The sequence below is a fragment of the Bradyrhizobium sp. 45 genome, from assembly GCF_023073155.1.
GTDB lineage: Bacteria > Pseudomonadota > Alphaproteobacteria > Rhizobiales > Xanthobacteraceae > Bradyrhizobium > Bradyrhizobium canariense_D.
On the sequence record NZ_JADPIX010000131.1, the window covers coordinates 38541 to 56390 of the forward strand.

Consider the following 17850-nt stretch of genomic DNA (forward strand, 5'->3'; position numbering starts at 1 on the left):
GTCAAGCTGCGCGGTGGACTAGTGGCGCGATACAAGCGCCCTGCGGAACGCTAGCGCTCGACCTGGCCGCGGTCGCGCAGGAAATGATCCGCAAACACGCAGGCCATCATGGCTTCGCCGACGGGGACGGCGCGGATTCCGACGCAGGGATCGTGGCGGCCCTTGGTCATGATCTCGGTGTCGGCGCCGTTGCGATCGACGGTGAGACGCGGCTGCAGGATCGACGAGGTCGGCTTGACGGCGAAACGCACCACCACCGGCTGCCCCGTGGAGATGCCGCCCAGCACGCCACCAGCGTGGTTGGACAGAAAACGCGTGCCGTCATTGCCCGTGCGCATCTCGTCGGCATTCTCTTCCCCGGTGAGTTCGGCCGCGCCGAAGCCGGCGCCGATCTCGACGCCCTTCACCGCATTGATGCTCATCATTGCGGCGGCGAGCTCGGCATCGAGCTTGGCGTAGATCGGGGCGCCAAGGCCGGCCGGCACACCTTCGGCGACGACCTCGATCACCGCGCCGATCGAGGAGCCGCTCTTGCGGATGCCGTCGAGATAGGTCTCGAAGAACGCGGCCTTGTCCTTGTCCGGACAGAAGAACGGGTTTTTCGCGATCTCGTCCCAGTCCCATTTCGCGCGGTCGATCTTGTGTGGCCCCATCTGCACCAGCGCGCCGCGCACCTTCACATCGGGCAGCACCTTTCGAGCGATCGCGCCGGCGGCGACGCGCGTCGCGGTCTCGCGCGCCGAGGAGCGGCCGCCGCCGCGATAGTCGCGCAGGCCGTACTTCGCTTCATAGGTAAAGTCAGCGTGGCCAGGCCGAAACTTGTCCTTGATCTCGGAATAGTCTTTTGAGCGCTGGTCGGTGTTCTCGATCAGGAGCCCGATCGGCGTGCCCGTCGTCACCTGCACGCCGGTCTCCGGATGCGCCATCACGCCGGAGAGGATCTTGACCTGGTCCGGCTCCTGACGCTGGGTCGTGAAGCGCGACTGGCCGGGTCGGCGGCGATCAAGATCACCCTGGATGTCGGCCTCGACGAGCGGGATCATGGGCGGGCAGCCGTCGACCACGCAGCCGATCGCCACCCCATGGCTCTCGCCGAAGGTCGTGACGCGGAACATGTGGCCGAAGGTGTTGAAGGACATCCGTATCTAGCTCGTAAGTCAGTGCTGACTTAACTCGCCCTGAAATTGGGGTCAAATGCCTACACGGTCGTCATGGCCGGGGTTGTCCCGCCATCCACGTTCTTGGCCCACAAGCGCAAAAGGGCGCCCCGGGCATGACGGCGCAGGACGCGCAAGCGAACCGGCTTAACTAAACTTCTCCAACCGCCCGTCGCGGAACACGTAGACGGCGCCCTGCTCGATATAAAGTTCGGCGGCGCTCGCCGGCGTCTCCAGGCCGAGTGAAACCATCAGGGCCCGGCAGGTCCCACCATGGGCGACCGCGACGGTGTCGGTCCGGAGTTGGTCGTACCAAGCGCGCACGCGGACCTGCACATCGGCGTAGGTCTCTCCGCCCGCGGGGCCCACCGTCCATTTGTCGGCGAGGCGCCGGGCGTAGATGTCGGGATCGGAGGCCTCGCTCTCGGCCAGCGTCAGTCCCTCCCAGGTGCCGTAGCCGATCTCACGCAGGCGATCGTCGAGCGTATAGCCCGCAGTCGGCAGTTCGAGCTTGCTCCGCGCCAGTTCCATGGTCTCTCGTGCGCGGCCAAGCGGACTCGACACGTAGGGTAATGCGGCCTTGTCGCGGTCCTCGCGCTTGAAGAGATCGGCGAGAATGCCGCCGGCCTGCACCGCCTGACCGCGACCGCGTGCGTTCAGCGGAATGTCCTTGATGCCCTGAAGCCTCCCGAGCGCATTCCACTCGGTCTCGCCGTGGCGAAGGTAATAGATCGTGGGGACGGGCATTGCTGGGTGAAAAGTTAGTCCTTCCCGCCGAACGAAATGTCCGGCGCGTCCGGGCGCTTCATGCCGAGCACGTGATAGCCGGAATCGACGTGGTGCACCTCGCCGGTGACGCCGCGCGAGAGGTCGGAGAGGAAATACAGCGCGCTGCCGCCGACGTCTTCCGTGGAGACGTTGCGCCGCAGCGGTGCGTTGGCCTCGTTCCACTTCAGGATATATCTGAAATCGCCGATGCCGGACGCCGCGAGGGTCTTGATCGGCCCCGCGGAGATCGCATTGACGCGGATGTTCTTCTCGCCGAGATCGGCGGCGAGATAACGCACGCTCGCTTCGAGCGCCGCTTTCGCGACGCCCATGACGTTGTAATGCGGCATCCACTTCTCGGCGCCGTAATAGCTGAGCGTGATGAGCGAGCCACCGTCGGTCATCAGCTTCTCGGCGCGCTGCGCCACCGCTGTGAACGAATAGCAGGAGATCAGCAGGGATTTCGAAAAATTCTCCTGCGTGGTGTCGACGTAGCGGCCGTCGAGCTGCTCGCCATAGGCGATCGCATGCACCAGAAAGTCGATCTTGCCCCACTTCTCCTTCAGCACCGCGAAGGCCGCATCGATGGTCGCAGCATCGGTGACGTCGCAATGGCCGAGCACGAGCCCGCCGATCTCGGCGGCGAGCGGCTCGACGCGCTTCTTCAGCGCATCGCCCTGATAGGTGAAGGCAAGCTCGGCGCCGGCCGCGTGGCATGCCTTGGCAATGCCCCAGGCGATCGAGCGGTTGTTGGCAACGCCGAGGACCACGCCCCGCTTGCCCTGCATCAGACCTGAATTCTGCGCCATTTGCTAACGTCCCGTCGAGCTCCCGGTGAGGTTTGGAGGTACACCAGCCCTCCGTTGCGGTACAGTCCTAATACGCGGCGTTAACGCTGTTTCAAGCGCCGGAATAGCCGTTCCGCTCGGGTGTTATGATCGTTGTGGCGCTCGCGCCGACATCAGGACGTCAAGACCGCAATGAGTGCGTTTCGCCAGAGTGTTGAAGCCATGATCCCGGCGTTGCGCCGCTACGCCCGCGCGCTCACGCGCGAGGCGGATGCGGCCGACGATCTGGTGCAGGATACGCTGGTGCGGGCGCTGCGTTCGGAGCGTCTGTTCCTCGGAGGCGACGTCAGGAGCTGGCTCTATACGATCCTGACCAACCTCAACAAGAACCGGCGGCGTTCGCTGGCACGACGGCCGCAATTCATGCAGCTGACGGAGAACAACCCGGATGCCAGCGGGACCGAAGCCGAAGGGCGCGATATCGAGAGGGCGCTGGCGACGCTCGTCGAGGAGCAACGCTCGGTGCTGCTCCTGGTGATGCTGGAGGGCATGAGCTACCGCGAGGTCGCCGACATCCAGGGCGTGCCGATCGGCACCGTGATGTCGCGCCTGGCACGCGCCCGCGCCCACGTCAAAGCCTCGCTGGAGGGCGAGCGCCCGGCGCTCAGGCGGGTGAAATGATGGCAGGATTGATGCATCGCGCCGGTCGTTTCTCCTGCATGGCGCGGGAAGCGGCGCAGTTGAACCACGAAGAACATTTTGGGCCGCAGAGCCAGAGACGATCGATATGAACGACCGCAAGATCCCAGTCACCGAGGACGAACTGCACGCCTATGTCGACGGCGAGCTGCCGGCCGAGCGCCGCGCCGATGTCGAGGCCTGGCTTGCCGCGCAGCCCGAGGATGGCGAGCGCGTGCAGTCCTGGCGCGCCATGGCCGAGATGCTGCACGCCCGCTACGATTCCGTCGCCCAGGAGCCGGTGCCGGCGCGGCTCGAGCTCGAACGGCTGGAGCGCCGCCCGCGGCACTGGCTCTATGGCGCCGCCGCGGCTGTGCTGGTGGCCTTCATGGCCGGCGGCACCGCCGGCTGGCTGGCGCACGGTGCCGCCAACGCGCCCTCGACTTTCCAGAGCTTTACGACCGACGCACTCGACGCCCACCGCCTCTATGTCGTCGAGGTTCGCCATCCCGTCGAGGTCGGCGGCAACGAGCGCGACCACCTCCAGGCCTGGCTGACCAGACGCTGCGGCTGGACCGTGTTTGCTCCGAACCTGGAGGCGAGTGGACTAAAGCTCGTCGGCGGCCGGCTCTTGCCGGGGCCGAACGGCCCGGCGTCGTTCCTGATGTATGAGGGCGCCTCGGGCGAGCGGTACACGATCTACACCGCCAAGACCGAGAATGGCGCGACGCAGATGCGGTATGCCAGAACGGACAAGGACGGGGCGCTGTTCTGGTCGGAGCGCGGCGTCGGCTACGTCGTCAGCGGTGGCGGCGACCGGGACCGGCTGACCAAAGTGGCGCAGGCGGTCTACGACCAAGCAGAGAAAAGCGGCACCTAGACAACCACGCAAACGCGGTGCCTCGATTCCGACATTGAAAATTTGGAATGAAGACATCGGCGCGTCTCATTATCGCACCGGATGATCACGCGAAAATGAGCAGCGTTCGATCCGCCGATCGACGCGGGCGGCCTCGATTGGGGTTTTTGGTACCGCGCTGGTCCCCCTCTCGAGGCCGCACCTTTTTATCGGCTGCCCCGCCGGACAGCCGACACGTCGAGCACGTGAGCCAAGAAGGGCTACCACGCCTCGGGCATATGATGAGCATCATCTCGATGGACGACGCTCTCAGTCTTTAGGAGAACCCCTCACAGTTTCCGGATCACACTTAGCCAAGCCCGCTACGTGGATTGTAGGGGCGCTGCTCCCGCCACTTCTCCATCAATGCTTCAAGCTCGGCGTCGTTCCCGTCCGGTAGCATAATCCTGACGGTGACGAAGAGATCCCCGGTTCCACCAGTTTTTGGCAATCCTTTGCCCTTGAGGCGGAAGGTCCGGCCGCTGGAGGTGTTTTGCGGAACCGAAAGCTCCACGGCATTGCCGAGGGTGGGCACGCGGACCTTGCCGCCAAGCACCGCCTCGTAGAGCGTGACCGGCAGGTCGATCCTGAGATCGGCGCCCTCGATCTTGAAGAACGGATGCTGCGCGATGCCGATCGTGATCAGGAGATCGCCCGGCGGATGGCCCTGAGCGCTCTCGCCCTGCCCCCGCAACCGGATCTGCTGGCCTTCGGTCACGCCGGCCGGAATCTTGACGTTGAGCTCCTTGCCGTTCGGCAGCCGGACGCGCTTCTCGCCGCCCTTCACCGCCTCCTCCAGCGAGACGGTCATGGCGACATTGACGTCGAGATCGAGCCCGATCCCGCCGGTGTCGAATTCGAACTGGGCACCGCCGCCGGCCCCGGGGCGCGGACGCGGCCCTCCTCCGAACATGCTGTTGAGGATGTCCTCGAACGCGCCGCCGCCCGGACCAGGGCCCGCGCCGCCACCGCGGAACGTATAGCTCTCGAACCCGCCGGGACCCGCGCGCCCGCGCGGCCCACCGCCGCCGCCCGGAAAACCCTGGAAGCGCGGCTTGCCGTCGGCGTCGATCTCGCCGCGGTCGAATTGCTTGCGCTTGTCCTCGTCGCCGAGGATCTCATTGGCCGTATTGAGCTCAGCGAAGCGCTCGGCCGCCTTCGGGTCGTTCTTGTTGCTGTCGGGATGGTGCTTCTTGGCAAGCTTGCGATAGGCGCTCTTGATCGCGGCAGCGTTGGCGCTCCGCGGCACCCCCAAGACCTCATAGGGGTCGCGCATCCGTGACGTCTCCTTCAAGAAATCGAATTGTTCAAAGGGCTCCCCGCCCCAACTGAGCCTCATGTGGGGGGCGAGTGGTATTTTTGCAACTAGCCTGGTGAAGCGATTCCTAGCTCCGCCACGGCTTTAGCGTATGAATCTCCCAACTGCCACGGCTGCTTTGGCAGCCCGCGCCCTGGAGCCAGCTTTCGGTGCTGCCATTGACGTAGCTCGCCAGGAAGTCGCGGCACTTGCGGCCGTCCTCGGCGGCATAGGATTGCGCGATCGGCGTGACCGAACCGCGCGCCCCGGTTTCCGGATTCTCCCAATGCTGGCTGGAATCCTTATCGTTCTTGCTGAGCACGTCGGAGGCGGCGTTGCGGGCGAAGGCGAGATCGGTCTCTGTCGGTGCCGCCACCCTGGCCGGCATTGCGATCGAGCCGGTAAGGTCGCTGTCCTCGGCCTTGGCGTAGGCACTCTTGTCGTTGCGGGAAAAGCTGCAACCGCCGGTGCCGAGTCCGATCAGAATGATCGTCATGACGAAGCCGGACGGCCGGATCGCCGATAGGCCAACGCGTCCCCATACCCTATATAGGGCGGTAGCAGACAACAACGCGTTTTGGACCGCAGGACGCAACTCGGACCCCAGACATGACCGACACGACCTCGATGAAACACCAGACACCCTTAACATCCGGTGATTTCACCGCCGCCGACGAGCCGTTTGCGCTGTTCGAGGCCTGGCTGAACGAAGCCATCAAGAGCGAGCCGAACGATCCGAACGCCATGGCGCTCGCGACCGTCGATCCCGACGGCCTGCCGGACGTGCGCATGGTGCTGATGAAGGGCTTCGATACCGATGGTTTCGTCTTCTACAGCCACATCGCCAGCCAGAAGGGCCGCGAACTCGCCGCAAATCCTAAGGCGGCGTTACTTTTTCACTGGAAGTCGCTGCGCCGTCAGGTCCGCATCCGCGGCAACGTGACGCCGGTGACCGAGGCCGAAGCCGACGCCTATTTCGCCACCCGTCCCAAGCAAGCGCAGATCGGCGCCTGGGCGAGCAAGCAGTCGCAGGAGCTCGAGAGCCGCTTCGCTTTCGAGCAGGCGATCGCCAAGGTCGCCGCCAAGCACATGATCGGCGAGGTGCCGCGTCCGCCGGGCTGGAGCGGCTGGCGTATAACACCGTCGCGTATCGAGTTCTGGCACGACCGCCCGTTCCGCCTGCACGACCGCATTGAATTTCGCCGTGACGCGGCCGGCCAGAAATGGTCCAAGACGCGAATGTATCCCTAGAATTTTGTTCGAGAATGATCCCTTCGGAAAACCGCTGCACAGTTTGCGCTAACGCGGCCCTCCGGGTCCGGATCATGCTCCAGCCTGAAAGATGTCCATGCCGCAGTCGTCCAATGCGCCGCGCCGTACGCTGCTCCTGACCGGGGCGAGCCGCGGCATCGGCCATGCCACCGTGATCCGTTTCTCCTCGGCCGGCTGGCGCGTGATCACCTGCTCGCGGCATCCGTTCCCGGAGGATTGTCCCTGGGACGCGGGCCCTGAGGACCATATCCAGGTCGACCTCGCCACCCCCGCAGATACCACGCGCGCGATCTCCGACATCCGCGACCGTCTCGAAGGCGGCATGCTGCATGCGCTGGTCAACAACGCCGCGATCTCGCCGAAGGGGGCCGGCGGCTCCAGGCTCGGCTCGATCGACACCGACCTCGACACCTGGACGCACGTGTTCAATGTCAACTTCTTCGCGCCGATCATGATGGCGCGCGGGCTGATCGAGGAATTGAAGGCGGCCAAGGGCTCTGTCGTGAACGTCACCTCGATCGCGGGCTCGCGCGTGCATCCCTTCGCGGGCGCGGCCTACGCCACCTCGAAGGCCGCGCTGGCGTCCCTGACGCGCGAAATGGCCTCCGACTTCGGCCGCGTCGGCGTGCGCGTCAACGCGATCGCGCCGGGCGAGATCGACACCTCGATCCTGTCGCCGGGCACCGAGAAGATCGTCGACCAGCAGATCCCGATGCACCGGCTCGGCACACCGGACGAGGTCGCCAAGATCATCTACGTGCTGTGCACGGACACCAGTTCTTACGTCAACGGCGCCGAGATCCACATCAACGGCGGCCAGCACGTGTAGGCTACCGCGTCATTGCAAGCGCAAGCGAAGCAATCCAGACTGCCTCGGTGAGGACAGTCTGGATTGCCTCGTCGCTTCAGTGCAAAATTGCTTCGCAATTTTGTCGCGAGGTCCTCGCAATGATGATGTTGGAAATAACGCCGGAGAAGCAAGGCGATCCAGACAACGCCGCCGCAAGACCTGGATCGCCCTTAGCTTCCGTTCCTCAATCGAGTCGAATCCGACGTGACCTCTCGCGTGGCTGCGGAGCGGCCGTGCTGATTGCAGTCGAGCAATCGTCGTCGTTCTCGCCGTCGAGCAGCGGAGCACCACAGTGCCGGCACATGCGTGCCGACAGCGACGACGCCTTGCCGCTCGTCGCGACGTGGCGATAGCTCGCCAGATCGATGACGTTGGGGGGCGTCGTTATGTGTTTTTCAACCATGGCTGTTCCTCGCGGCTTACCTGCTCCTTATCGCAGACAAGTTTCGCGCAAACGTTCAGCCCACCGCTCAAATTTTACCGGAGGAATTGGGGCGGCGAGCACACATCGCCGTGCGGCCGCAATCCCGCTCTATTCTGCGACACCAGACACTGTGTCTCTGCGTCCGGCGTAAGGTCTCGGTCACTATTACAGCCACTTCTTCCACTTGAAGATCCAGTACGGAACGATCGCCGCAATCAGCATCAGCACCAGCGCGAACGGATAACCGTGCACCCATTCGAGTTCCGGCATCGACTTGAAGTTCATGCCGTAGATCGAGGCGATCAGCGTCGGCGGCATCAGGACAACCGCCATGACCGAAAACAGCTTGATGATGTTGTTCTGCTCGAGATTGACGACGCCGAGCATGGCGTCGAGCACAAAGGTGATCTTGCTGGAGAGATAGGAGGCATGATCGGTCAGCGAGACGACGTCACGCTGCATGGTCTTGAGCTGCTCGCGCATGTCCTTCGACCATTTCACGCCCTCCACCACCGCGGAAAGGAAGGCGACGACGCGGCCGATCGAGACCAGGCTCTCGCGAACCTTGGAGGTCAGATCGCCCTTGCGGCCGATCGAGATCAGGATTTGCGAATATTGCTTGGCGTGACCGTGGCGCTCGCTCTCCGGCTCGAAAATGTCATGGGAGACCTGATCGATCTCGGCGCCGCAGCGCTCCAGGATGTCGGCGCAGCGGTCGATCACGGCATCGAGCAGCTCCATCAGCACCATCTCGCCGGTGATGGCCGGTGTGCAGGAACGGGCCAGCTTGGCCTCGACCAGCGCAAAGGGCTTGGGCTGGTCATAGCGCACCGTTACCAGGCGGTGGTCGCCCAGAATGAACGTGACCGCCGTGGTCCTCGGCATATCGGTATCGGATTGGCACATCAGCGTCGCGGTCATGTAGCGTGCGCCGTTCTCCATATAGAGGCGGCTCGAGATCTCGATCTCCTGCATGTCCTCCCGGGTCGGGATTGCGATCCCCGAGAGCTTCTCGACGGCTTTGTCCTCGGCCGCGGTGGGGTTGACCAGGTCGATCCAGACCGCATGCTCCGGGACTGCTGCGAGATCCTCGATGACGGCCTTCTTGAGGGAGGACTCGAAGGGAACGAACACAGAAAACATGCACAACTCCAGCAGGGGCCTGCGACAGACTGACAGCGCTTAGCGCGATTCTGACAAGTTGATGATGACAAGCACATTAACGGAGCGTTTGCATTTGTGGCGACGCCATGGCCCAACTGTGGCACGGAATCGACACTTACGACCGTTTTGCCCAGAAATCGGCTCTGGCCCGCAAAACTTGCGGCAGAAAAGCCACAGGTAAGGTCTTGCAGCGCGGGAGAAGCGTCGTGAGGCTGGAATTGTGGCAGATTTCAACGATAATGGGGCCAACGGAATCGTGGAATTGGGCTTACTCAAGCTCCACGAAAGCTTGTTGTTGTCGATTGGAACCAAATCATGTCGTCGCTGAAAGTTACGCTGGGTATTTTGGCTGCTGGCCTGATGCTGTCGGGCTGCATGCAGGCCACGCATTTTGAAGCGACCGACACCAAGGCCTTCAAGCCGAAGGACAAGGAACTCCTTGCCAAGGTTCGGTACGAGAACACCCCGGTCGCAGAGCCGTTCCGCCGCGCCATCGTTGAGTACCACCGCAAGGAATCGCCGGGCTCGATCGTGGTCGATTCCGACAACCATTACCTCTACTACGTTCTGGATGGCGGCAAGGCGATCCGCTACGGCATCACCGTCGGTGAAGAAGCCATGGCTTGGTCGGGCATCGCCAAGGTGGGCAGCAAGACCGAGTGGCCGGCCTGGCACCCTACCCCCGGCGAAATTTCGCGCCTGGGCGTGCCCACCTTCGTCGCCCCCGGTCCGGACAATCCAATGGGCTCCCGCGCGATGTATCTCTACTCCGGCGGCAAGGACACATTGTTCCGCATTCACGGCACCAACCAGCCGGAATATATCGGCGCGTCGATCTCGTCGGGCTGCATCCGCCTGACCAACGAGGACGCGATCGACCTCTATGATCGCGTCAAGGTCGGCACCCTCGTTGTGGTGCTCGAGCCCAAGCATGGCGACTCGCCCTACAATTCACGGCTTGCGCTCGGCGGCAGCCAAACTGGCCAGGCGGGCAGCTACTGATCAGGTACCTGATCTCTGACATTCAAAAGCGCCGGTTTCACCGGCGCTTTTTTGTTGCCGGCTTGTGCGGCCGGGCTTTTTGGCCGTCGGCCGCCGGCTTGTCCGGGGAGGCAGCCGACTTCTCCGCCGCCTCGTCGTCAATTCCTTGCTTCGTCTCGGGCTTGGCCTCGGGCTTCGCTTCGGGTTTGGCCGCGACCTCACGCGGCGGCGCCTCCTCGGGCCGTTCCGCCGGCAGCAGCGGGGCAACCTGCGGCAGCGGATCCCAGACGTTCCACTGGCAGATCCGGTAGTCGTTGCGCCGCTGCGCGAGATCGAGATGGATATGGTCCTCGTGGTACCAATCCGAGCCGGGGCCGAGCACAGTCGAAAAGCGCGAGCAGACCGAATGCAGCACGCGCTCGCGCACCTCGCGCGGCATGGTGCGGTCGGTCAGGCCGATCGACTGCCCGTTAGCGAGCTTGATGGCGCGCACATCGATCGCATTGGCCTTGCCGTGCTCGGACAGCATGGCGCCGACGACGCGGTTGCGGCCACGACACTCGAAGCTGTCGAAATTGTCGAGATCGCTGATGGTCGAGCCGAGGCTCGCGGCCAGCGGCACCACGTCCTTGCGCACCCAATCGGCGATTGCGGATGCCATGGTGCAGCGGAGGATCGCCGCCGGCTTGACCGCCACCTTGCGCTTGTCCGGCAGCACGATGGCCTCGAGCCGCACCAGATCCTCGCCGCCACAGGCGCCGGGGCCGCGGATATCCGGGATCGAAGGCGCGATCGCGATCTCCTCGGTCAGCGCGACGCGGCACGCCGAGGCCTGCTTCTCGGGCGGCGGCGCCGACTCGGCGGGCTTGGTGGCGCCAGGTTTGTCCGCGGAAGGCTTTTCCGCGGAAGGCTTGCCGCCGGTCTCCGCAGGAGCCTCGTCCGATGCCTTGGCCGATGCCTTGGGGGCCTCCTCGGGGCGAGGTCTTGGGAGCGGGATCCTGCCAGAGATATTGGCAGAATGAACCGTGGCGCGCGGCCGTGGTGCCGCAATACCAAAGATGTCCAGCGGGGACCCATATTTGCGCGCCTCTGCCCGATCCGCGAGCCCGAGCGCGACGGTAACCATTGCCGCGCCGACGGACATATAGCCGCGATAAGACCATTTGCGGCGAAAGACGGGCAGGCTAAAACTCATGACAATTCTTTGGCCCAACGCTGAGAGCGACAATCCGCCCAGCGGCTTCTCGGAGGAACGACGGAATGCTTGGTTTGATGCAAGACTGGCCCCTGCTCTGCCACAGGATCATCGAACACGCCGCCAAGATTCATGGCAAGCAGGAGGTCGTGACGCGCTCGGTCGAGGGACCGATCCATCGCACCACCTATGCCGATATCCACAAGCGCGCGCTCAAGGTCTCGCAGATGCTGGAGCGCGACGGCATCAAGCTCGGCGACCGTGTCGCAACGATCGCCTGGAACACCTGGCGCCATCTTGAGGTCTGGTACGGCATCATGGGGATCGGCGCCATCTGCCATACCGTCAATCCCCGCCTTTTCCCCGAGCAGATCGCTTGGATCATCAACCATGCGCAGGACCGCATCGTGATGACCGATATCACGTTCATTCCGGTCCTGGAGAAGATCGCCGACAAGCTGACAAGCGTGGAACGCTATGTCGTGCTCACCGACAAGGCGCACATGCCGCAGACGACGCTGAAGAACGTGGTCGCCTACGAGGACTGGATCGCGGAGGCCGACGGCAAGTTTAAATGGAAGGACTTTGACGAGAACACGGCGGCCGCGATGTGCTACACATCGGGCACCACCGGCGATCCCAAAGGCGTGCTGTATTCGCATCGCTCCAACGTGCTGCACGCGCTGATGGCCAACAATGTCGACGCGCTCGGTACCAGCGCCTCCGAAACCATGCTTCCCGTAGTGCCGCTCTTCCACGCCAACAGCTGGGGCATCGCCTTCTCCGCGCCGTCGCAGGGCACCAAGCTCGTCATGCCCGGCGCCAAGCTCGACGGCGCCTCGGTCTATGAGCTGCTCTCGACCGAGAGGGTGACGCATACCGCGGGCGTGCCCACGGTGTGGCTGATGCTGCTCCAGCACATGACCGCGAACAATCTGAAGCTGCCGGACCTGAAGATGGTGATCTGCGGCGGCTCGGCGATGCCGCGTTCGATGATCAAGGCCTTCCTCGACATGGGCTCGAACGTCCGTCACGCCTGGGGCATGACCGAGATGAGCCCGATCGGCAGCGTCGCGGCGCTGAAGCCGCCGTTCCAGAATGCGACTGGCGAGGCGCGGCTCGACGTGCTCCAGATGCAGGGCTACGCGCCGTTCGCCGTCGAGATGAAGATCACCGACGATGCCGGCAAGGAACTGCCGTGGGACGGCACGACCTTCGGCCGCCTCAAGGTCGCCGGCCCGGCCGTCGCCAAGGCCTATTACCGGGTCGACGCCAACATTCTCGACGAGGACGGCTTCTTCGACACCGGCGACGTCGCGACCATCGACGAAGCCGGCTACATGCGGATCACCGACCGCTCCAAGGACGTGATCAAGTCCGGCGGCGAGTGGATCTCCTCGATCGAGCTGGAGAACCTCGCAGTCGGCCATCCCGCGGTGGCGGAAGCCGCCGTGATCGGCGTGTTCCATCCCAAATGGGACGAGCGTCCGCTGCTGATCGTGCAGCTGAAGCAGGGCCAGCAGGCCAGCCGCGAGGACATCCTGAAGTTCATGGATGGCAAGATCGCCAAATGGTGGATGCCCGACGACGTTGCCTTCGTCGACGGTATCCCCCACACGGCGACGGGCAAGATCCTGAAGACCGCGCTGCGCGATCAGTTTAGGGAATACCGCTTCCCGAACGCGGCGGCGTAGGCCATCTCGGACGTCGTGCCCGGGCTTCGTCCCGCCTGCGGGGCCGAAGCCGCTTCGGCGCGGCGAAGGCCGGCATCCGCGTCCTCGTGGCAAAAAGACGTGAATGGCCGGTCAAGCCCGGCCATGACGATGCAGCCTTGTGCGGAACTCTTGAATTTGCCCGCGGGCCGTGGTCTCAACGGCCCGTCGTCGTGCCAGATCGGCCGGCACCGTCCCCAAGATCCCGGCAGAGCTCACCCGATGGCCCGCAGGTTTTCCGCTCCCTACCAGTCGGAGCCCGTGTCCAGCCTCGCGAGCTGGGCGCGCAATCTGGCCGTGTTCGCCGTGGTGGCGGTGGTGGTCTCGATCATCATCGTCCGGTTCGGCTTCCTGGAGATGAAGCCGGCGCTCGCGACCTTCTTCGGCGGGCTCGGGATCGCCGCGCTCTCGATCCTGTTCGGGCTCGCCGGCTTTGCCGCGATCTGGCAGAACGGCTCGCGCGGCATGGCGCGCATCCTGCTTGCGTTCCTGATCGACGGCGCGATCCTCGCCTATCCCGCTTATCTCGGCCTGCAATACCGCAAGCTGCCGGCGATCCACGACATCACCACCGACCCGATCGACCCGCCGCGCTTCGACGCACTGGCTCGCCTGCGCACTGGGGATGGTGCCAATACCGCTGTGTATGCCGGCCTCTATTCGGCCGAGCAGCAGCGTCAATCCTATCCCGATATCGAGCCGATCGAGCTCGAGATTTCAGTCGACCGCGCCTATGCGATCGCGCTTCAGCTGGTCAACAAGCGCAAATGGTTGATCATCGACGAGCGCGCGCCGCAGCCGCCGCGCCGCATCGGCCGCATCGAGGCGGTGGCGCGCTCCCCGATCATGGGTTTCCGCGAGGACATCGCCATCCGGGTCGTGCCCGACGGCGAGGATTCCCGCGTCGATATCCGCTCCGCCTCGCGCTATTTCGAGAGCGACCTCGGCAGCAACGCCGCACGCGTGAAGAAATTCATCGACGATCTCAACACCGCCGCCGATGCCGACGCACTCAAGCCGGTGAAGAAGACGCCAGTGGCGCCGCCGAAGGCGCAGGCAAAGACGGTGAAGAAGTGACGGAAGGCTAAGCGTTCGCCATCCGATAGGTCCCGCCGATCACGGGATCGCCGTCCGTCGCCACCACGCCGCGGGCGACCAGGTCTTCCAGATGCGCCAGCACGGAGTAGCCCGCCGCCGTGGTGAGCCTCGGATCGATGCCGATATAGATCGCCCGGACCATGGTCGGGATGTCGGTCTCGCCCTTGGCAAGGCGGTGCAGGATGGAGGCCTCGCGCGCCTTGCGGTGACGGATCAGGAAGCGCACGAAGCGCGGACCGTCCGGAATTTCGGGGCCGTGACCGGAGAAATACACATCCTCCTCGCGCGCGGCGAGACGATCCAGCGATTCCATGTAGTCGATCATCGACCCGTCGGGCGGGGCCACGATCGAGGTCGACCACCCCATCACGTGATCGCCGACGAAGTTGAATTTTCGCTCGGACCAGGCAAAAGCGAGGTGATTGGCGGTATGGCCGGGTGTCGCCACGGCCTCGAGCCGCCAGCCATCTCCTTCGACCACGTCGCCATGGCCGATCCTGATATCGGGCGCGAAGTCGCGGTCGGCGCCGGATTCCGGGTTGTGCTTCTCGCTCTCGAAGCGCGGGCGCGAGGCGCGGTGCGGGCCTTCGGCGTAAACTGGCGCGCCGGTCGACCGCTTGATCCGCGCGGTGTTCGGCGAATGGTCGCGGTGGGTGTGGGTGACGAAGATATGGCTCACCGTCTCGCCGCTGACGGCATCGAGCAGCGCCGCCGCATGCGCCTCGTCGTCCGGACCGGGATCGATGATCGCGACGTTGCCCCGGCCCACGATGTAGCTGAGCGTGCCGGTGAAAGTGAACGGACTCGGATTGTTACAGAGCACGCGCCGCACGCCGGGGCGGACTTCCTCGACGATGCCGGGCTTCAGCGGAAAGTCGCGGTTGAACGGGACGTCGTCGTTGTCGGACATGGCTTGCTCGTACCTTGCTGACTTCGTCATGCCCGGCCTCGTGCCGGGCATCCACGTTCTTCGCGTGGTCTAAGACGTGGATGGCCGGGACAAGCCCGGCCATGACGCGATTGGAGAGTTCAGTCGCATCCCACACTGGGGCGGTTTGCTCAGAAAAACGCCTGAATGCCCGTGATCGCGCGGCCCAGGATCAGGGCGTGGACGTCGTGGGTGCCCTCGTAGGTGTTGACGGTCTCGAGGTTATGGACGTGGCGCATCACGTGATACTCGATCGAGATGCCGTTGCCGCCGTGCATGTCGCGCGCGACGCGGGCGATGTCGAGCGCCTTGCCGCAATTGTTGCGCTTCATGATCGAGATCATCTCGGGAGCGAACTTGCCCTCGTCCATCAGGCGACCGACGCGCAGCGAGCCCTGAAGGCCCAGCGCGATCTCGGTCTGCATGTCCGCGAGCTTCTTCTGCACGAGCTGGGTCGCGGCGAGCGGCTTGCCGAACTGCTTGCGGTCGAGCGTATACTGGCGGGCGCGGTGCATGCAGTCCTCGGCCGCGCCGAGCACGCCCCAGGAAATGCCGTAGCGGGCGCGGTTGAGGCAGCCGAACGGGCCTTTCAGGCCGGAGACGTTGGGCAGCAGCGCGTCTTCCGGAACCACGACACCGTCCATCACGACCTCGCCGGTGATGGAGGCGCGAAGCGACAGCTTGCCGCCGATCTTCGGTGCCGACAGGCCCTTCATGCCCTTCTCCAGCACGAAGCCGCGGATCTGGTTGTCGTGCGCGGCCGACTTGGCCCAGACCACGAACACGTCGGCGATCGGCGCGTTCGAGATCCACATCTTGCTGCCGGTCAGGCGATAGCCGTCCGACACCTTCTCGGCGCGCGTTTTCATGCCGGCCGGATCGGAGCCGGCATCGGGCTCGGTCAGCCCGAAGCAGCCGACCCACTCGCCGCTGGCGAGCTTCGGCAGGTACTTCTTGCGCTGGTTCTCGTCGCCATAGGCGTAGATCGGATACATCACCAGCGAGGACTGCACCGAGTTCATCGAGCGGTAGCCGGAATCGGCCCGCTCGATCTCGCGCGCGACCAGACCATAGGCGACATAGCCTGCATTGGCACAGCCATATTCCTCCGGCAACGTGATGCCGATCAGGCCGAGTTCGCCCATCTCGTTGAAGATCTCGCGATCCGTCTTCTCTTCGAGATAGGCCTTGGCGACGCGCGGCAGCAGCTTGTCCTGGGCGTAGGCGCGCGCGGTGTCGCGCACCATGCGCTCGTCTTCGGTGAGCTGCTCGTCGAGCAGGAACGGATCGTCCCACTGGAAAGAAGCCGAAGCCGGCTTGTCCTTGGCCTGAGGGCGCGCGGTCATGAAACGTCCTTTCGTCTGGTTCCGTCAAAATTTGCCCGACAAAGTAAAGCGCCGCGGCAACAAGTGCAATTGCGTTGCAGATGTACGGGTCTGCGTGATTCCCGGGGACCCGCGAGGCGCGCCTCGGGGGATGCGCTTCGCGCACCCCTGGATGACAGCGCTAGCTTTCGAGTAGCTCGTTGGCGACGATCTCGATGCCGAAGCCCGAAAGGCCCTTGTAGTCGTGCACCGAGGAGGTGAGATGCCGGATCGAGGTGACGCCGAGATCGCGCAGGATCTGTGCACCGACGCCGACTTCGCGCCACTGGCGGTTGCGGTCGGCCTCGGTCGCGCTCTCATCGGGCAGCGGCGCCACAGGGACACCGGCCGCACCGTCGCGCAGATAGACCAGAACGCCACGGCCCGATTTCTTGAAGTGCTCGAGCACCGCCGCCATGCGCTTGTGGCCGGTGAAGATGTCCTTGACGATGTTCGGCTTGTGAAAGCGTGTCAGGACGTTCTTGCCGTCGCCGACGCCGTTGTAGACGAAGGCGACATGGGCGATGGAATCGAACGGCGAGCGGTAGGCATAGCCCTGCAGCGGCCCGATCGGGCTCTCGGTGACGAAGGTCGAGACCCGCTCGATCAGTTTCTCGCGCACCTGGCGGTAGGCGATCATGTCGGCGATGGTGACGTGCTTGAGCTTGTGCTGGGCGGCGAAGCGGGCGACCTGCTCGCCCTTCATCACGCTGCCGTCGTCGTTCATCAACTCGCTGATGACGCCGACCGGCGGCAGGCCGGAGAGCTTGCACAGGTCGACCGCGGCCTCGGTATGGCCGGAGCGCAGCAGCACGCCGCCGTCCTTGGCGATCAGCGGGAAGATGTGACCGGGACGGGCGAAGTCGTTGGCGCCGGCATTGGGATTGGACAGCGCGCGGCAGCACGAGGCGCGCTCCTCGGCCGAGATGCCGGTGCCGCCGTCGGGCTTGTAGTCGATCGAGACCGTGAATGCGGTGGTGTGCGCTGAGTCGTTGTGGGCCACCATCGGATCGAGCCGCAGGCGGCGCGCATCTTCGCTGGTGATCGGGGCGCAAACGATGCCGGAGGTGTGGCGGATGATGAACGCCATCTTCTCGGCGGTGCAGAACGAGGCGGCGACGATCAGATCGCCCTCGCCCTCGCGGTCTTCGTCGTCGGTGACGACCACGAGCTCACCCCGGGCAAAGGCCTGCAAGACTTCCTGGACGTTATCCGGCATTTCCCAATCTCTATCGGTTATGGCCCGGAGGCTTAGCCGGACTTGAGCCGGGGCGCT

The 17850-nt window shown here is 64.4% G+C and carries 18 protein-coding genes; 7 read left to right on the forward strand and 11 right to left on the reverse strand.

What is annotated here, in order from left to right:
* Positions 1-50: 50 nt before the first annotated feature.
* The 3 genes from aroC to fabI all read right to left on the reverse strand — a co-directional run bounded on the left by aroC (position 51) and on the right by fabI (position 2734).
* A complete protein-coding gene (gene aroC / locus IVB42_RS29450) occupies positions 51-1139 on the reverse strand; it encodes a chorismate synthase (RefSeq protein WP_247391560.1) in 1089 nt (362 codons plus the stop codon).
* Between the two features lie 165 nt (positions 1140-1304).
* Positions 1305-1904, reverse strand: a complete 600-nt coding sequence (locus IVB42_RS29455; RefSeq protein ID WP_204513890.1) for a histidine phosphatase family protein — start codon at positions 1902-1904, stop codon at positions 1305-1307.
* A 14-nt stretch (positions 1905-1918) separates the two neighbouring features.
* Positions 1919-2734 (reverse strand): enoyl-ACP reductase FabI, encoded by an 816-nt coding sequence (gene fabI, locus IVB42_RS29460; RefSeq protein ID WP_027568710.1) that lies wholly within the window; start codon positions 2732-2734, stop codon positions 1919-1921.
* Between the two features lie 171 nt (positions 2735-2905).
* Between fabI and IVB42_RS29465 the strand changes: the two genes are divergently transcribed.
* Together IVB42_RS29465 and IVB42_RS29470 are read left to right on the forward strand one after the other, a co-directional pair.
* The gene (locus tag IVB42_RS29465) at positions 2906-3394 is read left to right on the forward strand and encodes a sigma-70 family RNA polymerase sigma factor (protein WP_007594679.1); all 489 of its coding nucleotides are present in this window, start codon (positions 2906-2908) and stop codon (positions 3392-3394) included.
* A 106-nt stretch (positions 3395-3500) separates the two neighbouring features.
* Positions 3501-4271 carry an anti-sigma factor gene (locus IVB42_RS29470; RefSeq protein WP_085352549.1) on the forward strand — a complete coding sequence of 257 codons (771 nt, stop codon included), beginning with the start codon at positions 3501-3503 and terminating at the stop codon, positions 4269-4271.
* A 328-nt stretch (positions 4272-4599) separates the two neighbouring features.
* Here IVB42_RS29470 and IVB42_RS29475 read toward each other — a convergent pair whose 3' ends face one another.
* Positions 4600-5565, reverse strand: coding sequence for a J domain-containing protein (locus IVB42_RS29475; protein WP_018456238.1), 966 nt, complete (start codon positions 5563-5565; stop codon positions 4600-4602).
* A gap of 109 nt (positions 5566-5674) precedes the next feature.
* Complete coding sequence (locus IVB42_RS29480) at positions 5675-6082, reverse strand: RT0821/Lpp0805 family surface protein (protein WP_247391558.1); 408 nt, start codon at positions 6080-6082, stop codon at positions 5675-5677.
* Positions 6083-6195: 113 nt separating this feature from the next.
* On the opposite strand from IVB42_RS29480, the gene pdxH reads away from it, so the two are divergent.
* Both pdxH and IVB42_RS29490 read left to right on the forward strand, forming a co-directional pair.
* Positions 6196-6837, forward strand: coding sequence for a pyridoxamine 5'-phosphate oxidase (gene pdxH / locus IVB42_RS29485; RefSeq protein WP_247391556.1), 642 nt, complete (start codon positions 6196-6198; stop codon positions 6835-6837).
* Positions 6838-6934: 97 nt separating this feature from the next.
* Entirely contained in the window at positions 6935-7687 is a 753-nt protein-coding gene (locus tag IVB42_RS29490; RefSeq protein WP_026233115.1) for an SDR family oxidoreductase, read from the forward strand.
* Positions 7688-7892: 205 nt separating this feature from the next.
* On the opposite strand, the gene IVB42_RS29495 is transcribed toward IVB42_RS29490, so the two are convergent.
* Both IVB42_RS29495 and IVB42_RS29500 read right to left on the reverse strand, forming a co-directional pair.
* Positions 7893-8111: a hypothetical protein gene (locus IVB42_RS29495; RefSeq protein WP_247298668.1), complete on the reverse strand. Its 219-nt coding sequence runs from the start codon at positions 8109-8111 to the stop codon at positions 7893-7895.
* 186 nt (positions 8112-8297) lie between these two features.
* Entirely contained in the window at positions 8298-9275 is a 978-nt protein-coding gene (locus IVB42_RS29500) for a magnesium transporter CorA family protein (RefSeq protein ID WP_018456234.1), read from the reverse strand.
* A gap of 336 nt (positions 9276-9611) precedes the next feature.
* Between IVB42_RS29500 and IVB42_RS29505 the strand changes: the two genes are divergently transcribed.
* A complete protein-coding gene (locus IVB42_RS29505) occupies positions 9612-10298 on the forward strand; it encodes a L,D-transpeptidase (RefSeq protein WP_018456233.1) in 687 nt (228 codons plus the stop codon).
* A 37-nt stretch (positions 10299-10335) separates the two neighbouring features.
* Here IVB42_RS29505 and IVB42_RS29510 read toward each other — a convergent pair whose 3' ends face one another.
* Positions 10336-11472 carry an extensin family protein gene (locus tag IVB42_RS29510; RefSeq protein WP_247396504.1) on the reverse strand — a complete coding sequence of 379 codons (1137 nt, stop codon included), beginning with the start codon at positions 11470-11472 and terminating at the stop codon, positions 10336-10338.
* A 65-nt stretch (positions 11473-11537) separates the two neighbouring features.
* Between IVB42_RS29510 and IVB42_RS29515 the strand changes: the two genes are divergently transcribed.
* Positions 11538-13166: a fatty-acid--CoA ligase gene (locus tag IVB42_RS29515; protein ID WP_085352551.1), complete on the forward strand. Its 1629-nt coding sequence runs from the start codon at positions 11538-11540 to the stop codon at positions 13164-13166.
* Positions 13167-13406: 240 nt separating this feature from the next.
* Entirely contained in the window at positions 13407-14261 is an 855-nt protein-coding gene (locus IVB42_RS29520; RefSeq protein ID WP_247391552.1) for a DUF1499 domain-containing protein, read from the forward strand.
* Between the two features lie 7 nt (positions 14262-14268).
* Here IVB42_RS29520 and IVB42_RS29525 read toward each other — a convergent pair whose 3' ends face one another.
* From IVB42_RS29525 to ribB, 3 genes are all read right to left on the reverse strand, one after another.
* Positions 14269-15192, reverse strand: a complete 924-nt coding sequence (locus IVB42_RS29525) for an MBL fold metallo-hydrolase (protein ID WP_247391550.1) — start codon at positions 15190-15192, stop codon at positions 14269-14271.
* 149 nt (positions 15193-15341) lie between these two features.
* Positions 15342-16556 (reverse strand): acyl-CoA dehydrogenase, encoded by a 1215-nt coding sequence (locus tag IVB42_RS29530; RefSeq protein ID WP_247391548.1) that lies wholly within the window; start codon positions 16554-16556, stop codon positions 15342-15344.
* A 160-nt stretch (positions 16557-16716) separates the two neighbouring features.
* On the reverse strand, positions 16717-17793 hold the full coding sequence (gene ribB / locus IVB42_RS29535) for a 3,4-dihydroxy-2-butanone-4-phosphate synthase (protein WP_018456228.1): 1077 nt from the start codon (positions 17791-17793) through the stop codon (positions 16717-16719).
* Between the last annotated feature and the right edge of the window lie 57 nt (positions 17794-17850).

Coding starts and splice junctions, on each gene's coding strand:
- IVB42_RS29520 (WP_247391552.1), top strand. CDS start 13,407: ATGGCCCGCAGGTTTTCCGCTCCCTACCAGTCGGAGCCCGTGTCCAGC.
- IVB42_RS29475 (WP_018456238.1), bottom strand. CDS start 5,565: ATGCGCGACCCCTATGAGGTCTTGGGGGTGCCGCGGAGCGCCAACGCT.
- IVB42_RS29525 (WP_247391550.1), bottom strand. CDS start 15,192: ATGTCCGACAACGACGACGTCCCGTTCAACCGCGACTTTCCGCTGAAG.
- IVB42_RS29505 (WP_018456233.1), top strand. CDS start 9,612: ATGTCGTCGCTGAAAGTTACGCTGGGTATTTTGGCTGCTGGCCTGATG.
- IVB42_RS29465 (WP_007594679.1), top strand. CDS start 2,906: ATGAGTGCGTTTCGCCAGAGTGTTGAAGCCATGATCCCGGCGTTGCGC.
- IVB42_RS29510 (WP_247396504.1), bottom strand. CDS start 11,472: ATGAGTTTTAGCCTGCCCGTCTTTCGCCGCAAATGGTCTTATCGCGGC.
- pdxH (WP_247391556.1), top strand. CDS start 6,196: ATGACCGACACGACCTCGATGAAACACCAGACACCCTTAACATCCGGT.
- IVB42_RS29515 (WP_085352551.1), top strand. CDS start 11,538: ATGCTTGGTTTGATGCAAGACTGGCCCCTGCTCTGCCACAGGATCATC.
- IVB42_RS29530 (WP_247391548.1), bottom strand. CDS start 16,556: ATGACCGCGCGCCCTCAGGCCAAGGACAAGCCGGCTTCGGCTTCTTTC.
- ribB (WP_018456228.1), bottom strand. CDS start 17,793: ATGCCGGATAACGTCCAGGAAGTCTTGCAGGCCTTTGCCCGGGGTGAG.
- IVB42_RS29495 (WP_247298668.1), bottom strand. CDS start 8,111: ATGGTTGAAAAACACATAACGACGCCCCCCAACGTCATCGATCTGGCG.
- IVB42_RS29500 (WP_018456234.1), bottom strand. CDS start 9,275: ATGTTTTCTGTGTTCGTTCCCTTCGAGTCCTCCCTCAAGAAGGCCGTC.
- IVB42_RS29455 (WP_204513890.1), bottom strand. CDS start 1,904: ATGCCCGTCCCCACGATCTATTACCTTCGCCACGGCGAGACCGAGTGG.
- IVB42_RS29480 (WP_247391558.1), bottom strand. CDS start 6,082: ATGACGATCATTCTGATCGGACTCGGCACCGGCGGTTGCAGCTTTTCC.
- IVB42_RS29490 (WP_026233115.1), top strand. CDS start 6,935: ATGCCGCAGTCGTCCAATGCGCCGCGCCGTACGCTGCTCCTGACCGGG.
- IVB42_RS29470 (WP_085352549.1), top strand. CDS start 3,501: ATGAACGACCGCAAGATCCCAGTCACCGAGGACGAACTGCACGCCTAT.
- aroC (WP_247391560.1), bottom strand. CDS start 1,139: ATGTCCTTCAACACCTTCGGCCACATGTTCCGCGTCACGACCTTCGGC.
- fabI (WP_027568710.1), bottom strand. CDS start 2,734: ATGGCGCAGAATTCAGGTCTGATGCAGGGCAAGCGGGGCGTGGTCCTC.